Consider the following 16,420-nt stretch of genomic DNA (forward strand, 5'->3'; position numbering starts at 1 on the left):
GCCGCGAGGGTGCTGTCATGAAGATCGTCCTTCGGGTCGTTGGCCCGCTGTTTGTTGCTGTTGGGCTCTTCTGCTTCGCGCAAGGAACAGGATTGCTCACATGGCCGCACAATGCTGCAATCGTCGACTACGGCGCGGGCATGGTAGCCGTGGGTTTCGGCCTTGTCTGGTTCGGATGGCAGTAAGTGGTCGCGCTCGCCTCGCTTCATGCCGGGCGGCCTATGGTGTGCGATACGAGTCAACCGCATGGGCAAGAAATACGCTGGCGCTAAACAAACCGAGAATTGCAGCAACCGCTTCAATCATCTGACGCACCCTGATTTCTCTTACCGTTAGAAACCTCTGATAATCGGCCTTTGTTTCACGACCGCTTCGTCGGCCGGTAAAATGGTTTCGTTGGCCGGCGGCCACATGACCGCTCAGTGACGGCCCCAGCTTGGGGGGAAGCTGAGGCCGTCTTGGGGTTGTGCCGAGGGGCAGAAACGGCACGACTCTGATGTGGGTTTGCGATCCGCCGCCGCCATTAACTTCTGTGTGAGGGCCTATTCGCCAGTACCTCAGGCCAGTGCCGCCAAGCGAGCGCTGGCGAGCCCTGCGCAGGCGCCGATATCGGCCGGCACTGACAGCCCGCAGAATTCGGACTCACCAACGGGCTTCTTGGCGCTGTCCGGCTTCACGCACAGTCGCTCGGCTATTTGAGCGCGGGTGAGCCCCTGTTCGTGCAGCTTCAGCGCCCGATCAGCTTTGGAGGACGCGCCCCTTTCCGGAATGCCGTTCATCCGACCCTCGTCAGTTCATCGTTGAGGTGCCTTTCCACGTCCCATCGCAGGGCGCCATGCTCGTCTCCTAGTCTCGAATCGTTCATGGGGAATTCTACTGCCCGCCCAGTTGATGCCAAGGTCAAGCTGGGCTGGCGAAGCACAGCCCTTAAACGCGCCTTGCCGCGGGGGGTCCCGAGGATAACCTTGCTGGTGCCGGCGTAGGTTCGCCTGCCTTCGGCGGTGAGGCGGCTTTCGCCGACTAGTACCGTTCCGCAGAGATTATGACTCCTTGACGGGATAGGCTTTGCGGAGCTTTTCGCGAGCCTTGGCGATGGTGAACATCCACTGGATCCGGGGGGCTTCGGCGTTTCGCCGCTTTTCCCAGGCAGCGACCTCGGTGAGGATCGTTTCCTTGTCGTCGATGCGGCGGTCCAGGCATTGGCTGTGCAGGACGCCGATTTCGATTTCCACCATATTCAGCCAGCTGGCATGTTTCGGCGTGTGGTGGAACTGAAGCCGCTTCAGCACCCGGCGAGCCTCCGGTGCGGGGAAGGCGTCGTAAAGCGCCCCGGCTGAATGGGTGGAGAGGTTGTCCATCACCACCCGGATGATCGGGGCGTCGGGATAGTCGATGTCGACTAGTACCGTTCCGCAGAGATTATGACTCCTTGACGGGATAGGCTTTGCGGAGCTTTTCGCGAGCCTTGGCGATGGTGAACATCCACTGGATCCGGGGGGCTTCGGCGTTTCGCCGCTTTTCCCAGGCAGCGACCTCGGTGAGGATCGTTTCCTTGTCGTCGATGCGGCGGTCTAGGCATTGGCTGTGCAGGACGCCGATTTCGATTTCCACCATATTCAGCCAGCTGGCATGTTTCGGCGTGTGGTGGAACTGAAGCCGCTTCAGCACCCGGCGAGCCTCCGGTGCGGGGAAGGCGTCGTAAAGCGCCCCGGCTGAATGGGTGGAGAGGTTGTCCATCACCACCCGGATGATCGGGGCGTCGGGATAGTCGATGTCGACTAGCTCGCGCATGCACTCGGCGAAGTCTTGGTTGGTGCGCCGGTCGGTGACCTTCACCCGGCGCCAGGGGCGGTGAGCGTCGAGGAAGACGAACAGATTGACGGTGCCGTTGCGGCGATATTCGCAGTCGTAGCGCTCGAGTTGGCCCGGCTTGGCGGGAATGGACTCACGCACCTCACCGATGAGTTGGGTCGGGCTCTCGTCGAAGCAGACCACAGGTCTTTGGGGATCGGGCGCCTCTGCATAGAGGTCGAGCACATCCTCCATGCGGGCGACGTATTCCCCGTCGACCTTGGGGATGCACCACATGTCTTTGCGCCAGGGCTTCAGATGGTTCTCCGCCAGCCTTCGACGGACGGTCTCAGAAGATAGCTCTTCATGGTCGGTGAGACACAGAGGCACGCAACAGATCACCGCGCGGCTACGCGGCGCTTGCTGGTGCCAACTCGAGTTCATGCGCAAGTGTCGAGCCATGCCGTTGGGTGTGGTCGCTTCCGGAAGAGCTCAACCAGGCATCGATGAACTGCAACAACTGTTACATTTGCTCGCTGACGCTCGGTTCGACACAACTGAGTTGGACTACCACAAGCTATCCGACTGGCGAGAGTGACTTGATCGTCGACTTCGTCCTCTTCGACGCTATCGTCGTCTTCGTCACCTCGTTCGTGTTCTCGTCGAGGCGAAGCACGCGACCGTCAGTGTCGGCAATATTCCTGATCACGAATCTGGGAACTCAATGTCGGTTTCGTTGGTCATGCGGCTGAATCAGTCGTAATGGCTCAATTGTGATCATCTGCTCTTGGGCCAATGCCGGCATCGACGCCTGCGGTTACTTTTTAGAACCGACTCGGGAAGATCGAAACGGTCATTCCGCTCGCCGGAGGATCCGCGCCTGCCACGAAGCAATTCCGCGACCGTCAACACGCCGGCGGAAGCCGAGCATTGTTGTGCGAGAATCGTTCGTTGTTGTACAAGGAGCGAGGTCACAACGATTCGATGACAAAACGCACGGGCAGCGCCGATCTACCACTTCACGGCGGCCGGGTCCCGGCCTGGCTAGGCCAACGCATGTCGGTGCTGGGCGGCGTCATCACGGAAGCAATCGTGCATCACTACGGCCGCGATGCGTTCCTCGAAAGGCTCGCGCATCCCTTCTGGTTTCAATCGTTCGGCGCGGTAATGGGCATGGATTGGCATTCGTCCGGCATCACGACCAGTGTGATCGGCGCCTTGAAGCGTGGTCTCGCGTCCCGCCAGGACGAACTCGGAATCTACGTGTGCGGCGGGCGCGGCAAACACTCTCGCAAGACGCCCGCCGAGCTACAGGCTCTCGGCGAGCGCATCGGAATCGACGGCGAAAACCTGACACGGGCGAGCCGTCTCGTTGCGAAGGTCGACAGCGCCGCGGTGCAGGATGGATTCGACCTCTATCTGCATGGCTTCTTCGTGACGGCCGACGGCAGATGGACCGTCGTGCAGCAGGGCATGAACGGTGACAAGCGTCAGGCGCGTCGCTATCACTGGCACTCGGCGGCCGTGACCGATTTTGTGGACCAACCGCACAGCGCGATAGACGGTCCTCAGCAAGGCGAAATTATCAACTTGACCGATCGTCGCGCCGCGAAGGCGCGTGACGCACAATTGGACTTGCTGACCGTTTTGGGGCCGGACCGGATCCTCGAGCAGTTCTTGGAGCTCACCACAGCGCCGTCGCTCCAAGGCACGCTGCCGCATCTCGTGATGCCGGTCTACCACGACGTCCGGCCCAAGGACGTCTTTGCGCGGCGGTTGCATGGCACGCTGGCGGCGGCATCCGAACAGGGACCGGTCGACTTTCCGGATCTGCTTCTGACACCGGGAGTCGGCGCCCGAACGGTGCGCTCGCTGGCGATGGTGGCGGAGGTCGTGCACGGCACGCCGTATCGTTTCGCCGACCCAGCACGGTTTTCGCTGGCACATGGAGGCAAGGACCGGCATCCGTATCCCGTACCACTCAAGATCTACGACGAGACCATCCGCGTGATGAAGAGCGCGGTGCAGAAGGCGAAGCTCGGTCGCGACGAAGAGCTCGGTGCCCTCAAGCGTCTCGACGACCAAGCGCGCCGCCTGGAGTTCGTCGCCATGGGACCCTCGGTCGCCGCCTACATCGCCGGCGAGACTTCGGCATCGCCCGAACTCGACGGCCGTTCGGTGTTCGGCTGGGAACGCGATTTGCGCTCCGCCGAACGCCACGTGACGGACGAAACCCACGGTGGGTTGGGTCGTGCGAGCGGCAAACCATAGTCTCAGAAAAGGAAGCGTTCGGCGGGTTCCCGCGCGCAATGTTGCAGGATCGCAACTTATCGGGCTGGAGCCAGGCTGCTCCCAAATACGCTCGTTGCGAATTCAACGCAGATCGGCAAAGAGGAACGTCAGACGGCGATGGAATCAACCGACTTGGAAGACATAATCCAATATGGCGCAATCGCCGCGGTTCGCCCATCTGTCCGCGCCACGGTCCTTCACGCTCGGATCAACGTCGTGTCCGTCCAACGCGCAGTCGTAATCGCCCGTCATCAAGCCGAAGACGGGAATACCTCTATACTTTTCCCGCAGATTGCAGAAATACGAAATCCTCTGGTCGTAATGGTCGCTGAAGAACTCGCCGAGCAGCATGTCTTTCATGCGATCGGGAAATTCATCGTAGAGGATGCCGAGCACGTTGATACCGGTGCGCGAATAGGTGTCCTCGCGCAAAACGATTCTTCGAATCTGCTCGCGCGTGAAGTGATCTCCGAAGGAGCGGGCAAGCATGTACAGAAGCTCGGATAAAGCATTTCCCTCGAGCGTTCCCCAAATTCGCCCACTGATGGATAACACCTCTTCCACGACAAGATGGACTGGGAAATAGGACAATTCCTTCCGATACCGATTTAGAAGCCCGTTTGCGGCTGCTACCAATTCGTGGTCATGCGTTTCGAGCGCAAAGCGGATCAGGTCGCGAAGCTGGGTTGCGCGCGCGACCGGATGAATTCCGCGAGCAATCGTTTTGAGTTGCTCGTTGCCGATCCGATCGAGTGGCGAAAGCCAATCGGCGGCGATCGTAGTGTGAGTCGCCTCTCCGTAGATCGAGCGCTGCAAGCCCTCAACCTCGATGCAACCCTGCAGCCAGCAGAACCAGCCATTTCCGGTCTGCGTTTCCACCTGCACGAGGATCACCGGAAGTCGGCATTCGTATGCGTACTTCAGAAAGTCGTTCTTGAGACGGACCGCTCTCGCCGCCGATTTGCCGTTGAAGCTCTTGATTTGGCATTTCAAAAAGTTTGCGCTCGGATCCGGATCGGACAACTCCGCTTCCATGTCGATCCCGACATCCTCTTCTTGATTCCTGACGATCCAACCGCCCAGACGCTCGAACGTGGCGGCGGCCACCCGGTGGCCCAAGGACCCTATTCGCTGTGAATCCGTGCGCCGCGGCATCAATAGGTCCTTGAATATTACGTTGTCGTTGCCCGACATCGACAAGGTTAATCGTCGCTTCCGGTCAGATCGGGCAGAGCCGGCTCTTCGCCGAACGGGCGATAACCCGTCCGTTCGTCCAGAATATCAGCTTCGGTCAATTGGCTTGTCAGTTGATGAGATTGGGGCGGGTAAATTTTGAGAAGCTGGTCGAGACGCTTCGTGGTCAGCGCCGGTTAGAGCTTGTCGATCGTCGTTTTGGCCGCCGTCGTCTTGCGACCGCTGTGTCTCGGGTGTTCTTTATTTGTTCTTGACAAGCGGATTAAACTTTGACATAAACGACACAACACGATAGTTGTGTCGTCGTGGAACCTAAGTTCGATCCAGACACCGGTTATCTGCCGGCAGGAGTTCACCCAATGGATTGGGGCTCCTTTGTCGTGAAATTTGGCTGGAACAACCGCAGGCATTTCCTGCTCGGAGGAATGCAGCGCGCCTTAGCGAACCTGCGCGCGGCCGGTTGCGCCGCGGCGATCGTCGACGGAAGCTTCGTTTCGAACAAGGAAGAGCCGGGCGACTACGATCTCGCTTTCGATCCCGTTGGAGTGAACGGAAGTCTCGTCGACCCCGTACTTCGGAGGCACGACGACCAAAGGAAGGCAATGAACGCAAAATATTTCGGAGACGTGTTTCCATGGGGAGCGGTGGCCTGCACGACCACGCGCCTCATATATCGCGAATTCTTCCAGCGCGACCGTTCCGGCGTAATCAAGGGTGTCGTGCTTCTCGATGTGAAGCTGCTGCCATGATCACCAACGAACGCCAGCTCCAGATCTCGAAAGCCCAGGCCGCCCGATTCAGGGATTCTTTGGCCGCGCTCGAACGGGGCGAGCTCTCCGAGACCGATCTGCACCCGCTCATGAAGCAGACCCAAATTGATGCCGTCCGAGGCCAGCTAGAAAGCCTGATGAATGAAATCAGAGAATACGAAGATCTGCGAAGCGGCAAGATCCCCGCTATCGAACTGGATTCGTTGGGGGAGCTTCCGGACGGTCTGATCCGCGCACGTATTGCCGCTGGCCTGACCCAGAAGGATTTAGCCGTCCGGCTGGGCCTCCGTGAGCAGCAAATTCAACGCTACGAAGCCACCAAATACGAAGGGGCGACCTTCTCGCGAGTCGTCGAGGTCGCGGATGCGATAGGGCTCAAAATCAGCAAGCGCCTCGAGATCATGAAAACGCGATCGGCAGAGGCCGTGATCGAGCGTCTTCGCTCTATCGGACTCGGCAGCGATTTCATCCGCAGGAGAATTTCCCCGGACATAACGTTCGACGAAAATGGCGCTCGGGAAATAGTGAAACGAGTAGGCGCAATATTCGGCTGGTCTCCCGAGTTGTTATTCGGGTCCGGCACCGTCGATCCGGCACAACTGGGAGGGGCTACGGCACGGTTTAAAATGCCGAAGGGCCGAGATGCTCGGTCCGCACTCGTCTACACCGGCTATGCCTATCGTCTCGCGACCATTTGCGGGCATGCGATGTCGGCAAATGCGCGCCGGCACGTTCCGACCAACTGGAGGCTATTCCGCGACGAATTAGTCGGGAGCTACGGCAGCGTCGAATTCAAGTCGGTGCTCTCGTTCGCTTGGGACTTGGGCGTCGTGGTGCTTCCGCTCAACGACACAGGCGCCTTTCACGGCGCCTGCTGGCGGATAAGGGGCGTCAATGTAGTCGTGCTGAAGCAGGCGTTGCGCTATCCTGCACGCTGGCTTTTCGATCTTCTGCATGAACTGCGGCACGCGGGCGAAAAGCCGGGTGCCGACGAGTTCGAAGTGGTGGAAGCGTCCGAGACGTCGGATGAACGACGAAATTCGCGCGAGGAGCAGGAAGCCAGTTGGTTTGCTGGACAAGTCTCTCTCGACGGTCGCGCTGAAGATCTCACTAAGGAGTGTCTTGCGTTGGCGGAAAGCGATCTTCGCAAGCTCAAGAAAGCGGTCGAAGAAGTCGCGGCTCGCCAACGGGTATCCGCAAGCCAACTGGCGAACTACATGGCATTTCGTCTTTCCATGCAGGGAGAAAACTGGTGGGGCGTCGCCACCAACCTGCAGGACAAGAGTTACGATCCGCTCGCCGTTGCACGCGACGTCTTCTTCGAAAGATTCTCGTTCGGAGATCTTTCTCAATCGGATGCCCAATTGTTGAGCCTGGCCCTACACGATGAGGTGCTTCATGACTGAAACCCTGTTCACCGGCGAGATGCCGAAGTTGGAGCCGCTTAAGGTGCATTGCACGGATGCGCGCTGCGAAACCGGATTTCATTGCTTCGGTCCCAACAGGAGGAGCAAGGACTGGCAAAAGTCCTACGAAGGACAGTGCCAATTCTGCGGCGAGAACCCGGTCGATTGGAAGAAGATAAAAAGCCGCGATCTGTCCGACGTGGAGGGCACGTTTCGCGAGTTGTCGCACGAATGGATCCGCCACACGTTCTTCGATGCGGATTTCGATGAAAAATCGAAGAAGCAAGCCCAGGATCTGGGCATGGAAGGTCTCAAGGCGAGAGTGCGTCCTCTGTTGGAGAAGAAGATCGGGCCCGAGAAGATCTTCCGAGACGGCACTCAGACGAAGAAGGAAGGCAGCGCCATCTTCTACGCGCAGCATGCAACGGCGACTTGCTGCCGGAAATGTCTCGAGTACTGGTATGGCATCAGCTCGAATCGTGAGCTCACCGGAGAAGAGCTAGATTTCTGCGAGGGATTGATCACCGCCTACCTCGACTTGAGGCGCGAAGAATTATTCGACCAAACGAATTCCGACGATGGCGATCAGACGATCGAGGCTCGATAGATGGCCCAAGCGATTGACACGATCACGTTTGCACGGGCCATGCGCGAAAAAATAATCAGGCCCGGTTCCCGCGAACTGCTGATCGCAAAGCTGACAGGATCGGATCAAGAGCAGGATCTCACCCTGCCGGCGAATTGCGACGGTCTCGGTCGCATCCGGCATTTCAACCGCATCGGCTCCCCGCACTGGCCGGAGAATCCGCTTCCGATCGATCCCGCATCGAAGGCGCTGGGCCTTCCTCGCGCCGATCGGCTGCAAGCCCAAGTCTTCCAAAACGCGGCATGCGCTTGGCGCTGCTGGTATTGCTACGTTCCCTACAATCTCCTTTCCGGAGATTCTTCCAGAGGCCGCTGGATGACGACCGACGCCCTAGTCAAACTGTACGCGTCGGAGGCCTCTCGACCGGCCGTCATAGACCTCTCGGGAGGATCGCCCGATCTGACCCCGGAATGGATTCCCTGGATGATGCGGTCGCTCGGGGACGCGGGCCTATCCGAAACGACGTACCTTTGGTCGGACGACAATCTCAGCACCGACTATCTCTTCTCCGTGATGTCCGAAGAAGATCGCCGCACGTTGATCGGTTACCGGAACTATGGGCGCGTCTGCTGCCTGAAAGGTTTCGACGCCGCATCGTTTTCCTTCAACACGACCGCAACGGCCGAGGGATTCGACAGGCAATTCGAGATCCTCGCTCGATATCTGAAATTGGGGATCGACCTTTACGGGTACGTCACCTTGACCGGCGAAGATCCCGCGGCCGCCAAAACGGGCGTGCCGAGGCTGATCGATCGGCTTCAAGCGCTGAGCGAGAGCTTTCCGTTGCGGGTCGTGCCTCTGGAAATCATCAGCTTCACTCCGACCGACAAGCGCTCCAAAGGGGACGACAACAGGTCCGCTCTGACCGATCGGGTCCAAAGAGATGCGATCGAAATCTGGTCGCGAGAACTCGAGCGTCGCTACTCGAAAAGCGAGCTTAGTCGCAACATAGCAGACGTTCCGCTTCAATGACGAAAATCAGCAAATCTGCCGCATCCGAACAGGCCGGAGTTCTGCCGATCCTCGCGCTCTCGATGATAGCCGAAGCTCGGACATTTTCCGACCTGGTCCTGCTCGCGAGCGGGCGGTATCCGACGGAGCTCTTAGAATTCCTGAGAGGCTGCGATCATCCGGATCCGACTTTGCAGCGACACGTGCAAGTGCTGATCGACGATGCGACGATGATCGTTCCGGGCAACGGTCATCCGCAAGGATCCGGCCTCGCGCTGCCGCATCCTATGGACGCCGAATGGCGGTTCACCGACGGCACGGCCGACGATCTTCTCGCTGCCGCCGTCGATGCGACCAACGAAGGCGATGCGATCCTATTGATGGGAGTTCCTTCCGTCGTCATTGCCGCACTTCGCAGCCGGCACGAACGTCTCTTTTCGGTCGTTGGCGAGCATAACGTCATTTCCGACGAGCTCCGTTTCTTGACCGCGAAAGACGACCGCTTCGATCACGACGACGCCGGCCAAAGGCTTGCCGCCGCCGCGATACTGGACCCGCCTTGGTATCTCCATCAATTCTGCGGCATGCTGTCGGAGGCCGCTTCGCGCTGCGCCATCGGCGCCCACGTCTTCTTGAGCGCGCCTTCGGAAACCGTCAGACCGAGCATCCGCGACGATCTCCGGCAAATCGACGCGACCGCGAGCCAGTGCAGCTTGGAGCTCGTCGATCACGTCCCCGGTATGCTCGGGTACCGGACGCCGTTCTTCGAAATGAACGCGCTTAGAGCGTCCGGAATCGGTGCTTGGCTTCCGGAGTGGCGGCGAGGAAGCAAGAGGGTGTACCGCAAGAATAGCCACGGTCGAGCCTTTATTTCGAAACTCCCGGCTCGATCCGGTTTCGAGGTGACGCTTTCGGGCGTCCGGCTGAGGCTTCTCGACGTCGCCCAGGAAAGAGCGACGACCGATCTCATACCGATCCATTCAGGTGAGGTATTTCCGACCGTCAGCATGCGGGCGCCCCGCCGATCCGAGGCCGTGCTTTGGACCAGCGGCAACCGCGCTTTCTCGGTCGAGCACAAGGCGTGCCTGGCGGCTCTGATCACCATCGCCGAGGACAGACGACTGTTGCCCGAAGGACTCTATCCCGAATTATCGCCCGTGCGGAACCCAAAGACCATTGACCGAGTTAGTCCGCTGATTCAGAAGCTACTGGAGTTGGCCGAGCGCGAATTCGCAGAGGCCACGAACCTTTTGGGGCCGGAGGCTTGGGAAACAGCGGCGAACGACGCGAGATTCTTGAGCGACTCTCGCGAAGCACCCCTCTGAAGACGACTTGGCACAGGCGCGTGGCATCTCAGTTGCGCGCACCACACGTCGACGTCGGCGTCCATCTCGCGATCTTCATCGAACCCTATTTGACCGCAGTCCTCGAAGGCAAGAAGACCATCGAGTCGAGGTTCGCCGTCACTCGTCGTCCTCCGTACGAGTGTGTAAAACCGAACGATTACATTCTATTGAAGAAGTCTGGCGGTCCGGTAACCGGGTTGGCACTGGCGAAGTCGATAAAATTCTACCGGCTTTCTCCAACCGTTCTGGCTGACATTCGGCGGAAATTCGCTCGTCAGCTTTTCGCTCTCGACGAAGACTTTTGGGATGCGCGTGCCGACAAGCTGTATGCGACGCTCATCGAGCTCGAGGACCCGGTGGCCATCGAGCCATTCACCGTCGAAAAACGGGACCGACAAGGCTGGGTGACCTACGACCGATTGTCCAATCGGGAGCCAGCCCAACTCGACATCTGAGTGGCCGTGATGGTACTTTGGCTGTATGATCGTCGGCATCGCGGGACGGATTGCAAGCGGTAAGAGTACCTTGGCTCGCGCACTCGCGGGGAGGTATTCGTTCAAGCTGATCAGTTTCGGCAATTACGTGCGGCAAGAGGCGCAGGCACGGGGGCTGGAAGTCTCCGATCGGCAGGTGCTGCAGGATTTCGGACAATCCTTGGTCGAGGAGAGCGCGACATCGTTCGTGCGTGGCGTGTTTCATCGGGCGGACTATCAACCGGAAGATCGGGTGGTACTGGACGGGGTTCGGCATGAGTCGGTCTGGGACGAGATCGTGGCGTTCGGGTCGTCTCACCGATCACCCGTCGCCTTGATATTCTTGGAAATGGCGGAAGAGGAAAGGCGAGGGCGGCTGACCGCTCGTGGCCTGTCCCTGGACGAGGCGTTGGTTCAGGACCGGCACAAGAGCGAATCGGACGTGGACACTCGGCTTTCGAGCAAAGCTGGCATCCACATCGACGGTCTGCAGGACCGAGAATCGATGTTGGCTTCCATCGGCGTTCAATTGGGGCTCGACTGAGATGCCGGACCGAGGGACCGTCATCGCGATCAGCGGAGCAAAAGGCGTCTACACGAGCGCGCTCAGCGTCGTTCTTTCGGAGCTTCTTCGTTGGAAGCGGGTAAAATTCTCCGATCATCTCCGCGACCTGGCCAAGGGCGAAGGTGAGCCGCCCGACGATACGGCAGTCCTCCAACGCATCGGGCAGCAACTCGTTCGAGAACAGCCCGACAAGTTCGTCGCCGCTGTGCTGAAGCTCGCGGATTGGAAGCCGGGCGAAAACTTGGTTTTGGACGGTCTTCGCCACGCCGAAATCTTCACGGAGCTTCAGCGGCAGGTCGGAAACTCAGTCGATCTTCACGTGGTTCACATCGCCATACAGGATCGGGCAGATCGGGCCGATCGGGCCAAACGCTCGGAAGGCCTATCAAATCAAGAGTTCGAGACCTACGATCAAGACGAAACGGAAAAGCAGGTAGAGCAGGCTCCCGCATATGCGAGCCTCAGTCTCAACGGTGCCGATCCTCGCGGGGAACTGGCACGGACCATAATTCGAAGGCTTCTGCCTGAATTTCCATTCAAGCCACCGCCCGATGAGCACGAAGCTGTCTCGGCGATGGAGCCCTTAGTGATTGAAACGGGCCTTGAGGGCCTGGCCCGTGATTTGATCCGAGAGGCAGGAGATTTCGCGAAGGAAGTCCCCATCGGTTTGGCGCAACCCTTATCCAATCTAGTGCGCGCGATGAACTGCTACTACAGCAATCGCATCGAGGGTTACAACGCACCTCTCGCGGACATCGATCTAGCGCTGAGCGGCGATTACGAGAGGGACTCTAGAAAGCGATATCATCAGGCCCAAGCGAAGGCCCACATTGAGGTTCAACGCTGGATCGAGGACGGAAATCTGGCTGATCAGCCAGTATGCAGCTCAAAATTCGTTTGTGCCGTTCACGACCGATTCCTTTCGGAGTTTCCCGAGCCTCAATGGCTCGAAGATGGCGAGGGAAGCCGAGAGCTCGTCATCCCCGGCGGTTTTAGGAGGGTTTTTGCCACCGTTGGAAAACACGTGCCACCCAGTCCAGCCGCAATTCCGCGATTCATGAACCGATTTGAAAAGGTGTATGGAAATCTGGCTTCGCCAGAATCGATCGTGTTAGCCGCGGCACCTGCGCACCACCGTCTGCTGTGGATCCATCCGTTCGGGGATGGAAATGGGCGCGTCGCTCGATTGATGAGCGATGCGATGCTAAGCCGCGCCTTGCGAACACACAGTATCTGGTCGGTATCTCGCGGTCTCGCCAACAACGAAGTCGAATATAAAGCGCTGATTGCCGCGTGCGATCAGACTCGACGAGGCGATCTGGATGGCCGAGGCAATCTGAGCGAAAGCGCCCTGACGGAGTTCACGGAGTTCTTCCTGAAGATATGTCTCGAACAGGTAAGGTTCATGCGGAAACGTATGCGGTTAGACGAACTCTCCAACCACATCGAAAGGTGGGTCGAAACCGCGTCAGCGTACGGTGAAGGAGGGAACCAGGCGAGCGGTTCTGGGCAACGGCTCGACCCTGCAGCCGGACCGCTTCTCAAGGCAATCTTGCATGAAGGAGTGTTGAGCAAATCACGTTGTCAGGTGGTCGTTGGAAGCAAGGTCAATGCTTCCGACGTAATCGATCAGTTGAAGCGAGATGGCGTGGTCAACGTGCACGGAGAAGCGGTCAGCTTCTCGCTACCAGCCCACCGGGCTGAACGATTTTTGCCGGGACTATTTCCCTAGGATTTCCGTCTAGGTTCACATGTAGAAACGATACCTGGGGTCCGGTGTCGTGCCGTCCGGAACATATCTGAAAATGTCGCCGACCTGGCGGGCCACCTTCAGCGTGATGGGAAGTGCGCTCGTCGCATTTTCTCGATTTCGTCGGTCGGGCTCTTCGATCTTCGCGTAGGCCAGATTTGAGGAAAATACATAGCCGGTCGCGGAGGCGGTAGCCGACTTCGGTGACAAATGCGTTTTTCATACTCAAGTCTCCGGAGGGGCCCGAAGCGACAAGACGCGATTACATCGGCAGCGCCAGCTGTGGTTCTGCGTCGTCGACGTGCTGCAGCGCCGATAGCAAGAGTCCCAGAAGCCGGACTGGCTTGCAGACCGGCATCTCGTTCTGCAGCAAAGCGACCGTTAGGCGTTCAAGGTCGCCGCGGCTTGAAACCGCGACGGGGACGGATCTGCTGCGCGTGATGATCTCGAAGTCGTTGAACTTCATTTTAAGCGTCACCGTGCGTCCCCGGTTGCCGGTGCCTTGGCAATATCGCCAGAGCGCCGGGAAATGATGTTCAAGATTGGAATCATTTCGGACACGCACGGCCTGTTGAGGTCCGAGGCGGAACGACGCCTGACGGGCGTCGATCACATCGTTCACGCCGGCGACATCGGGCGCCCCGAGATCGTCGACGCGCTTCGCCGAATCGCGCCCGTCACCGCCATCCGTGGAAACATGGACAGCAGCGAGTGGGCCCGCGAATATCCCGACACGAAACTCGTGCGCCTAGCGGGAAAGTCAATCTACGTTCTGCACGACCTGAAGACGCTGCAGGTCGATCCCGGCGCCGGCATCGACGTGATCGTCTCCGGGCATTCCCACGTACCGAAGATCGACACGGTCGGCGGCGTTCTCTACCTGAATCCCGGCAGCGCGGGACGGCGGCGCTTCAAGCTGCCGATCACGCTTGCGACGCTCGAAGTCACGCCTGAGGGCATACGACCGGAAATCCACGACCTTGGAGGCGACTGAACGCACCGCCGCGGTGGGAATTCACAGCGGAGGAAGAGGCAAGTGATGCTGTCCCGAAGGATGGCGCGGATGGGGCGCCCGGTGATATTTCGCTCCTTCGGACGACCGCCATGACGCCGGCTCGGACGTGCGGATGTCGTACCTCTAGAATTCCGCCAGCGCGAGCGCCGCCAGCACGTCGCGTCCGATTGCCACGTGCTGGCGGCGCATTTTCGTTCCGTTCGCCGGTTAGGCACGAAGAGATCGCTATTTGCGCGAACGTTCTCGTTCGCGCACGACATCCTTCGCCGGCTTGTCGGATCTGAGTCCGAGGTAGACTGGCTGGCGCAGTTCGCCCTTGCCCGTCCACTCCGCGAATTTGACCTCGGCAACCAGCGAGGGCCTGACCCAGGTCGTGGCGGCCTCGTCCTTCACTTTGGCAGGAAAGGGTGATTTAGGAGCCGTCAGCTTCACGAGCTTGGCATGGAGGTCTTCCAGGACCTTGTGGCTGAAGCCAGTGCCTACATGTCCGATGTAGCGCCATGCGTCGTCTTCCCGCACGGCGAGGACCAGGGCGCCGAAGAACGGCCTAGTGCGCCTGGGCGCCGTGAAGCCGGCGATCACCACTTCCTGCCGCTTTGCCGTCTTGATCTTCAGCCAATCCGGGCTCCGGCTTCCGGACGTATACGCGCTGTCGGCGCGCTTCGCCATGACGCCTTCCAAACCCTTCCGCTCTGCCTCGGCGAAGAATTTCGTACCGTCCCCTTTGCGGTGAGGGCTGAAGGCGATCAGCTTGTCGCGCGGCAGAATCGCCTTCAGCCGCTTCTTGCGCTCGAGGAAAGGCTGCTTGCGCAAGTCCACTGCGTTCTCAAACATGAGATCGAAGGCGCAATACAGGAGCTTCGCTTCATGGCGTAGCGCGTTTTGAAGCAGCTGGAAATGTGAGACGCCGTCCTTTCCGATCGCGACGAGCTCGCCGTCGATCACGGCGTCGCCCTTCACGCCCTCCAGCGCTTTGGCGACCTCCATATAGCTGCGGCTGATGATCTTGCCGTTGCGGCTGTAGAGCGCAACCTTGCCCCTCCGGATTTCCGCGATCATCCGGAAGCCGTCGTACTTGTCCTCGAAAACCCAGCCGGGATCGTCGAACGGCGCGTCGGTGAGCGTAGCGAGCATCGGCTGCAGGCGCTTGGGCAGGGTCGACGTCCGGCTCATTCGAGGCCAATCCTTTAAGAGCGCGTTGCGAAATGCATGGAAGTCCTTCAAGGATTAGGGAACGCTTCGAGGCAGCGTCGTGTTCCGCAGGCGCCGTGGCATGCGCGACGTTGACGATCGATCGGGGAGGGCGGATCAGGCCGATGGCCAGGAAATTGAAAACCTATCAGACTTCGCTGGGCTTCTTCGATCTGGTGATCGCCGCTCCGTCGATGAAAGCGGCTCTGGAAGCGTGGGGGGCGGACAGCAATCTTTTCCACCAGGGCGCGGCGAAGGAAAGTGACGATCCGGACGTCATCGCCGCGGCCATGGAGAAACCGGGCGTTGTTCTCAGGCGCCCGGTCGGATCCGACGGATCCTTCGGCGAGCATGCTGAGCTGCCCACCGATCTAGGCGGCCCCGGGCCAACGAAGGCCGCCCGCAAGTCGAAAGGCAGTAAAGCGAAGCAGCCTTCCTCTCGCCCCATCGACAAGGCGACGGAGCGAAAAGCTGCTCTCGCCTTCGAAAAGGAGCGAAGGCGGCGCGAGCGCGAGCGGGCGAGCGAAGAGGTGGCCAGGCAGAAAGACCGTGAACGCCGTCAACAGGCGGTCGACAAGGCGCAGGCTGCATTGAACAAGGCCGAGCAGGAGCACGCGAAGCGGGCCGCGACCATCCAGGCCGAAATCGAGGCTCTCGAGAAGAGATCGCAAACCGAACAAGCCCGATGGGATAAAGAGAAGCGGCGATTGGAAGCCGCGTTGCGACGCGCGCGCGGGGTTAGCGTAACACTTACGTTCGCGACGCGCCCAGGGCAAAAAGGACAAAAGAGTGACCCCTTGGCTTAGCAACCGTATCGGCAGGTCCGAACCGAAAGCCGCTTCTGGATGGGACCGCGGTAAGCTCGGATTCGGTACTCTTCGCTTTTGTAAGGTGTTCTCCCGCTAGTTGCGGGCCTTCTAACGAGCTCGCGCGCCGCATAAAGGACGATACGAGGTTAACCGCAATTCGATCTGTTCGCCGAAACAGGGTTAGTCCTGACTGATAAGGTAATACGCAAAATGGAGTCAGC

The 16,420-nt window shown here is 59.4% G+C and carries 15 protein-coding genes and 3 pseudogenes; 12 read left to right on the forward strand and 6 right to left on the reverse strand.

Features of this window, described 5'->3' with window-relative positions; genetic code table 11:
* Window positions 1–17: 17 nt before the first annotated feature.
* On the forward strand, window positions 18–185 hold the full coding sequence (locus B5527_RS43550; RefSeq protein ID WP_154072069.1) for a hypothetical protein: 168 nt from the start codon (window positions 18–20) through the stop codon (window positions 183–185).
* 372 nt (window positions 186–557) lie between these two features.
* On the opposite strand, the gene B5527_RS07515 is transcribed toward B5527_RS43550, so the two are convergent.
* From B5527_RS07515 to B5527_RS07525, 3 genes and pseudogenes are all read right to left on the reverse strand, one after another.
* Window positions 558–779: a hypothetical protein gene (locus B5527_RS07515; RefSeq protein WP_079600733.1), complete on the reverse strand. Its 222-nt coding sequence runs from the start codon at window positions 777–779 to the stop codon at window positions 558–560.
* A gap of 261 nt (window positions 780–1,040) precedes the next feature.
* Window positions 1,041–1,415, reverse strand: a pseudogene (locus B5527_RS07520) (transposase); the annotation flags it as partial.
* 4 nt (window positions 1,416–1,419) lie between these two features.
* Window positions 1,420–2,169 (reverse strand): annotated as a pseudogene (locus tag B5527_RS07525) (IS630 family transposase); the annotation flags it as partial.
* 606 nt (window positions 2,170–2,775) lie between these two features.
* Here B5527_RS07525 and B5527_RS07530 point away from each other — a divergent pair.
* Window positions 2,776–4,062 (forward strand): DUF763 domain-containing protein, encoded by a 1,287-nt coding sequence (locus B5527_RS07530; protein WP_079607138.1) that lies wholly within the window; start codon window positions 2,776–2,778, stop codon window positions 4,060–4,062.
* Window positions 4,063–4,206: 144 nt separating this feature from the next.
* Here the strand turns inward: B5527_RS07530 and B5527_RS07535 are convergent, their stop codons facing one another.
* Window positions 4,207–5,190, reverse strand: coding sequence for a DUF4365 domain-containing protein (locus B5527_RS07535; RefSeq protein ID WP_172842500.1), 984 nt, complete (start codon window positions 5,188–5,190; stop codon window positions 4,207–4,209).
* Window positions 5,191–5,582: 392 nt separating this feature from the next.
* On the opposite strand from B5527_RS07535, the gene B5527_RS07540 reads away from it, so the two are divergent.
* From B5527_RS07540 to B5527_RS07575, 8 genes are all read left to right on the forward strand, one after another.
* On the forward strand, window positions 5,583–6,026 hold the full coding sequence (locus B5527_RS07540; RefSeq protein ID WP_425305064.1) for a DUF6932 family protein: 444 nt from the start codon (window positions 5,583–5,585) through the stop codon (window positions 6,024–6,026).
* A complete protein-coding gene (locus tag B5527_RS07545; protein WP_079600737.1) occupies window positions 6,023–7,453 on the forward strand; it encodes a helix-turn-helix domain-containing protein in 1,431 nt (476 codons plus the stop codon). The genes B5527_RS07540 and B5527_RS07545 overlap by 4 nt, the downstream gene beginning before the upstream one ends.
* Window positions 7,446–8,060 (forward strand): DUF4186 family protein, encoded by a 615-nt coding sequence (locus tag B5527_RS07550; RefSeq protein ID WP_172842501.1) that lies wholly within the window; start codon window positions 7,446–7,448, stop codon window positions 8,058–8,060. The genes B5527_RS07545 and B5527_RS07550 overlap by 8 nt, the downstream gene beginning before the upstream one ends.
* Complete coding sequence (locus tag B5527_RS07555; protein ID WP_079600739.1) at window positions 8,061–9,071, forward strand: radical SAM protein; 1,011 nt, start codon at window positions 8,061–8,063, stop codon at window positions 9,069–9,071.
* Window positions 9,072–9,241: 170 nt separating this feature from the next.
* A complete protein-coding gene (locus tag B5527_RS07560; protein ID WP_154072072.1) occupies window positions 9,242–10,375 on the forward strand; it encodes a hypothetical protein in 1,134 nt (377 codons plus the stop codon).
* Between the two features lie 89 nt (window positions 10,376–10,464).
* Complete coding sequence (locus B5527_RS07565) at window positions 10,465–10,851, forward strand: ASCH domain-containing protein (protein WP_154072073.1); 387 nt, start codon at window positions 10,465–10,467, stop codon at window positions 10,849–10,851.
* A gap of 25 nt (window positions 10,852–10,876) precedes the next feature.
* Window positions 10,877–11,413 (forward strand): AAA family ATPase, encoded by a 537-nt coding sequence (locus B5527_RS07570; RefSeq protein ID WP_079600742.1) that lies wholly within the window; start codon window positions 10,877–10,879, stop codon window positions 11,411–11,413.
* 1 nt (window position 11,414) lies between these two features.
* A complete protein-coding gene (locus tag B5527_RS07575; protein ID WP_079600743.1) occupies window positions 11,415–13,166 on the forward strand; it encodes a Fic family protein in 1,752 nt (583 codons plus the stop codon).
* A gap of 280 nt (window positions 13,167–13,446) precedes the next feature.
* Here the strand turns inward: B5527_RS07575 and B5527_RS07585 are convergent.
* Window positions 13,447–13,704: pseudogene (locus B5527_RS07585) on the reverse strand (DNA polymerase IV); the annotation flags it as partial.
* A gap of 9 nt (window positions 13,705–13,713) precedes the next feature.
* Between B5527_RS07585 and B5527_RS07590 the strand changes: the two are divergent.
* A complete protein-coding gene (locus tag B5527_RS07590) occupies window positions 13,714–14,178 on the forward strand; it encodes a metallophosphoesterase family protein (RefSeq protein WP_079600745.1) in 465 nt (154 codons plus the stop codon).
* 246 nt (window positions 14,179–14,424) lie between these two features.
* On the opposite strand, the gene ligD is transcribed toward B5527_RS07590, so the two are convergent.
* Window positions 14,425–15,372: a non-homologous end-joining DNA ligase gene (gene ligD / locus B5527_RS07595; RefSeq protein WP_079600746.1), complete on the reverse strand. Its 948-nt coding sequence runs from the start codon at window positions 15,370–15,372 to the stop codon at window positions 14,425–14,427.
* A 143-nt stretch (window positions 15,373–15,515) separates the two neighbouring features.
* On the opposite strand from ligD, the gene B5527_RS07600 reads away from it, so the two are divergent.
* Window positions 15,516–16,196 (forward strand): cell envelope biogenesis protein TolA, encoded by a 681-nt coding sequence (locus B5527_RS07600; RefSeq protein ID WP_245332530.1) that lies wholly within the window; start codon window positions 15,516–15,518, stop codon window positions 16,194–16,196.
* Window positions 16,197–16,420: the final 224 nt, after the last annotated feature.

The organism is Bradyrhizobium erythrophlei, assembly GCF_900129425.1.
Classification (GTDB): Bacteria; Pseudomonadota; Alphaproteobacteria; order Rhizobiales; family Xanthobacteraceae; genus Bradyrhizobium; species Bradyrhizobium erythrophlei_C.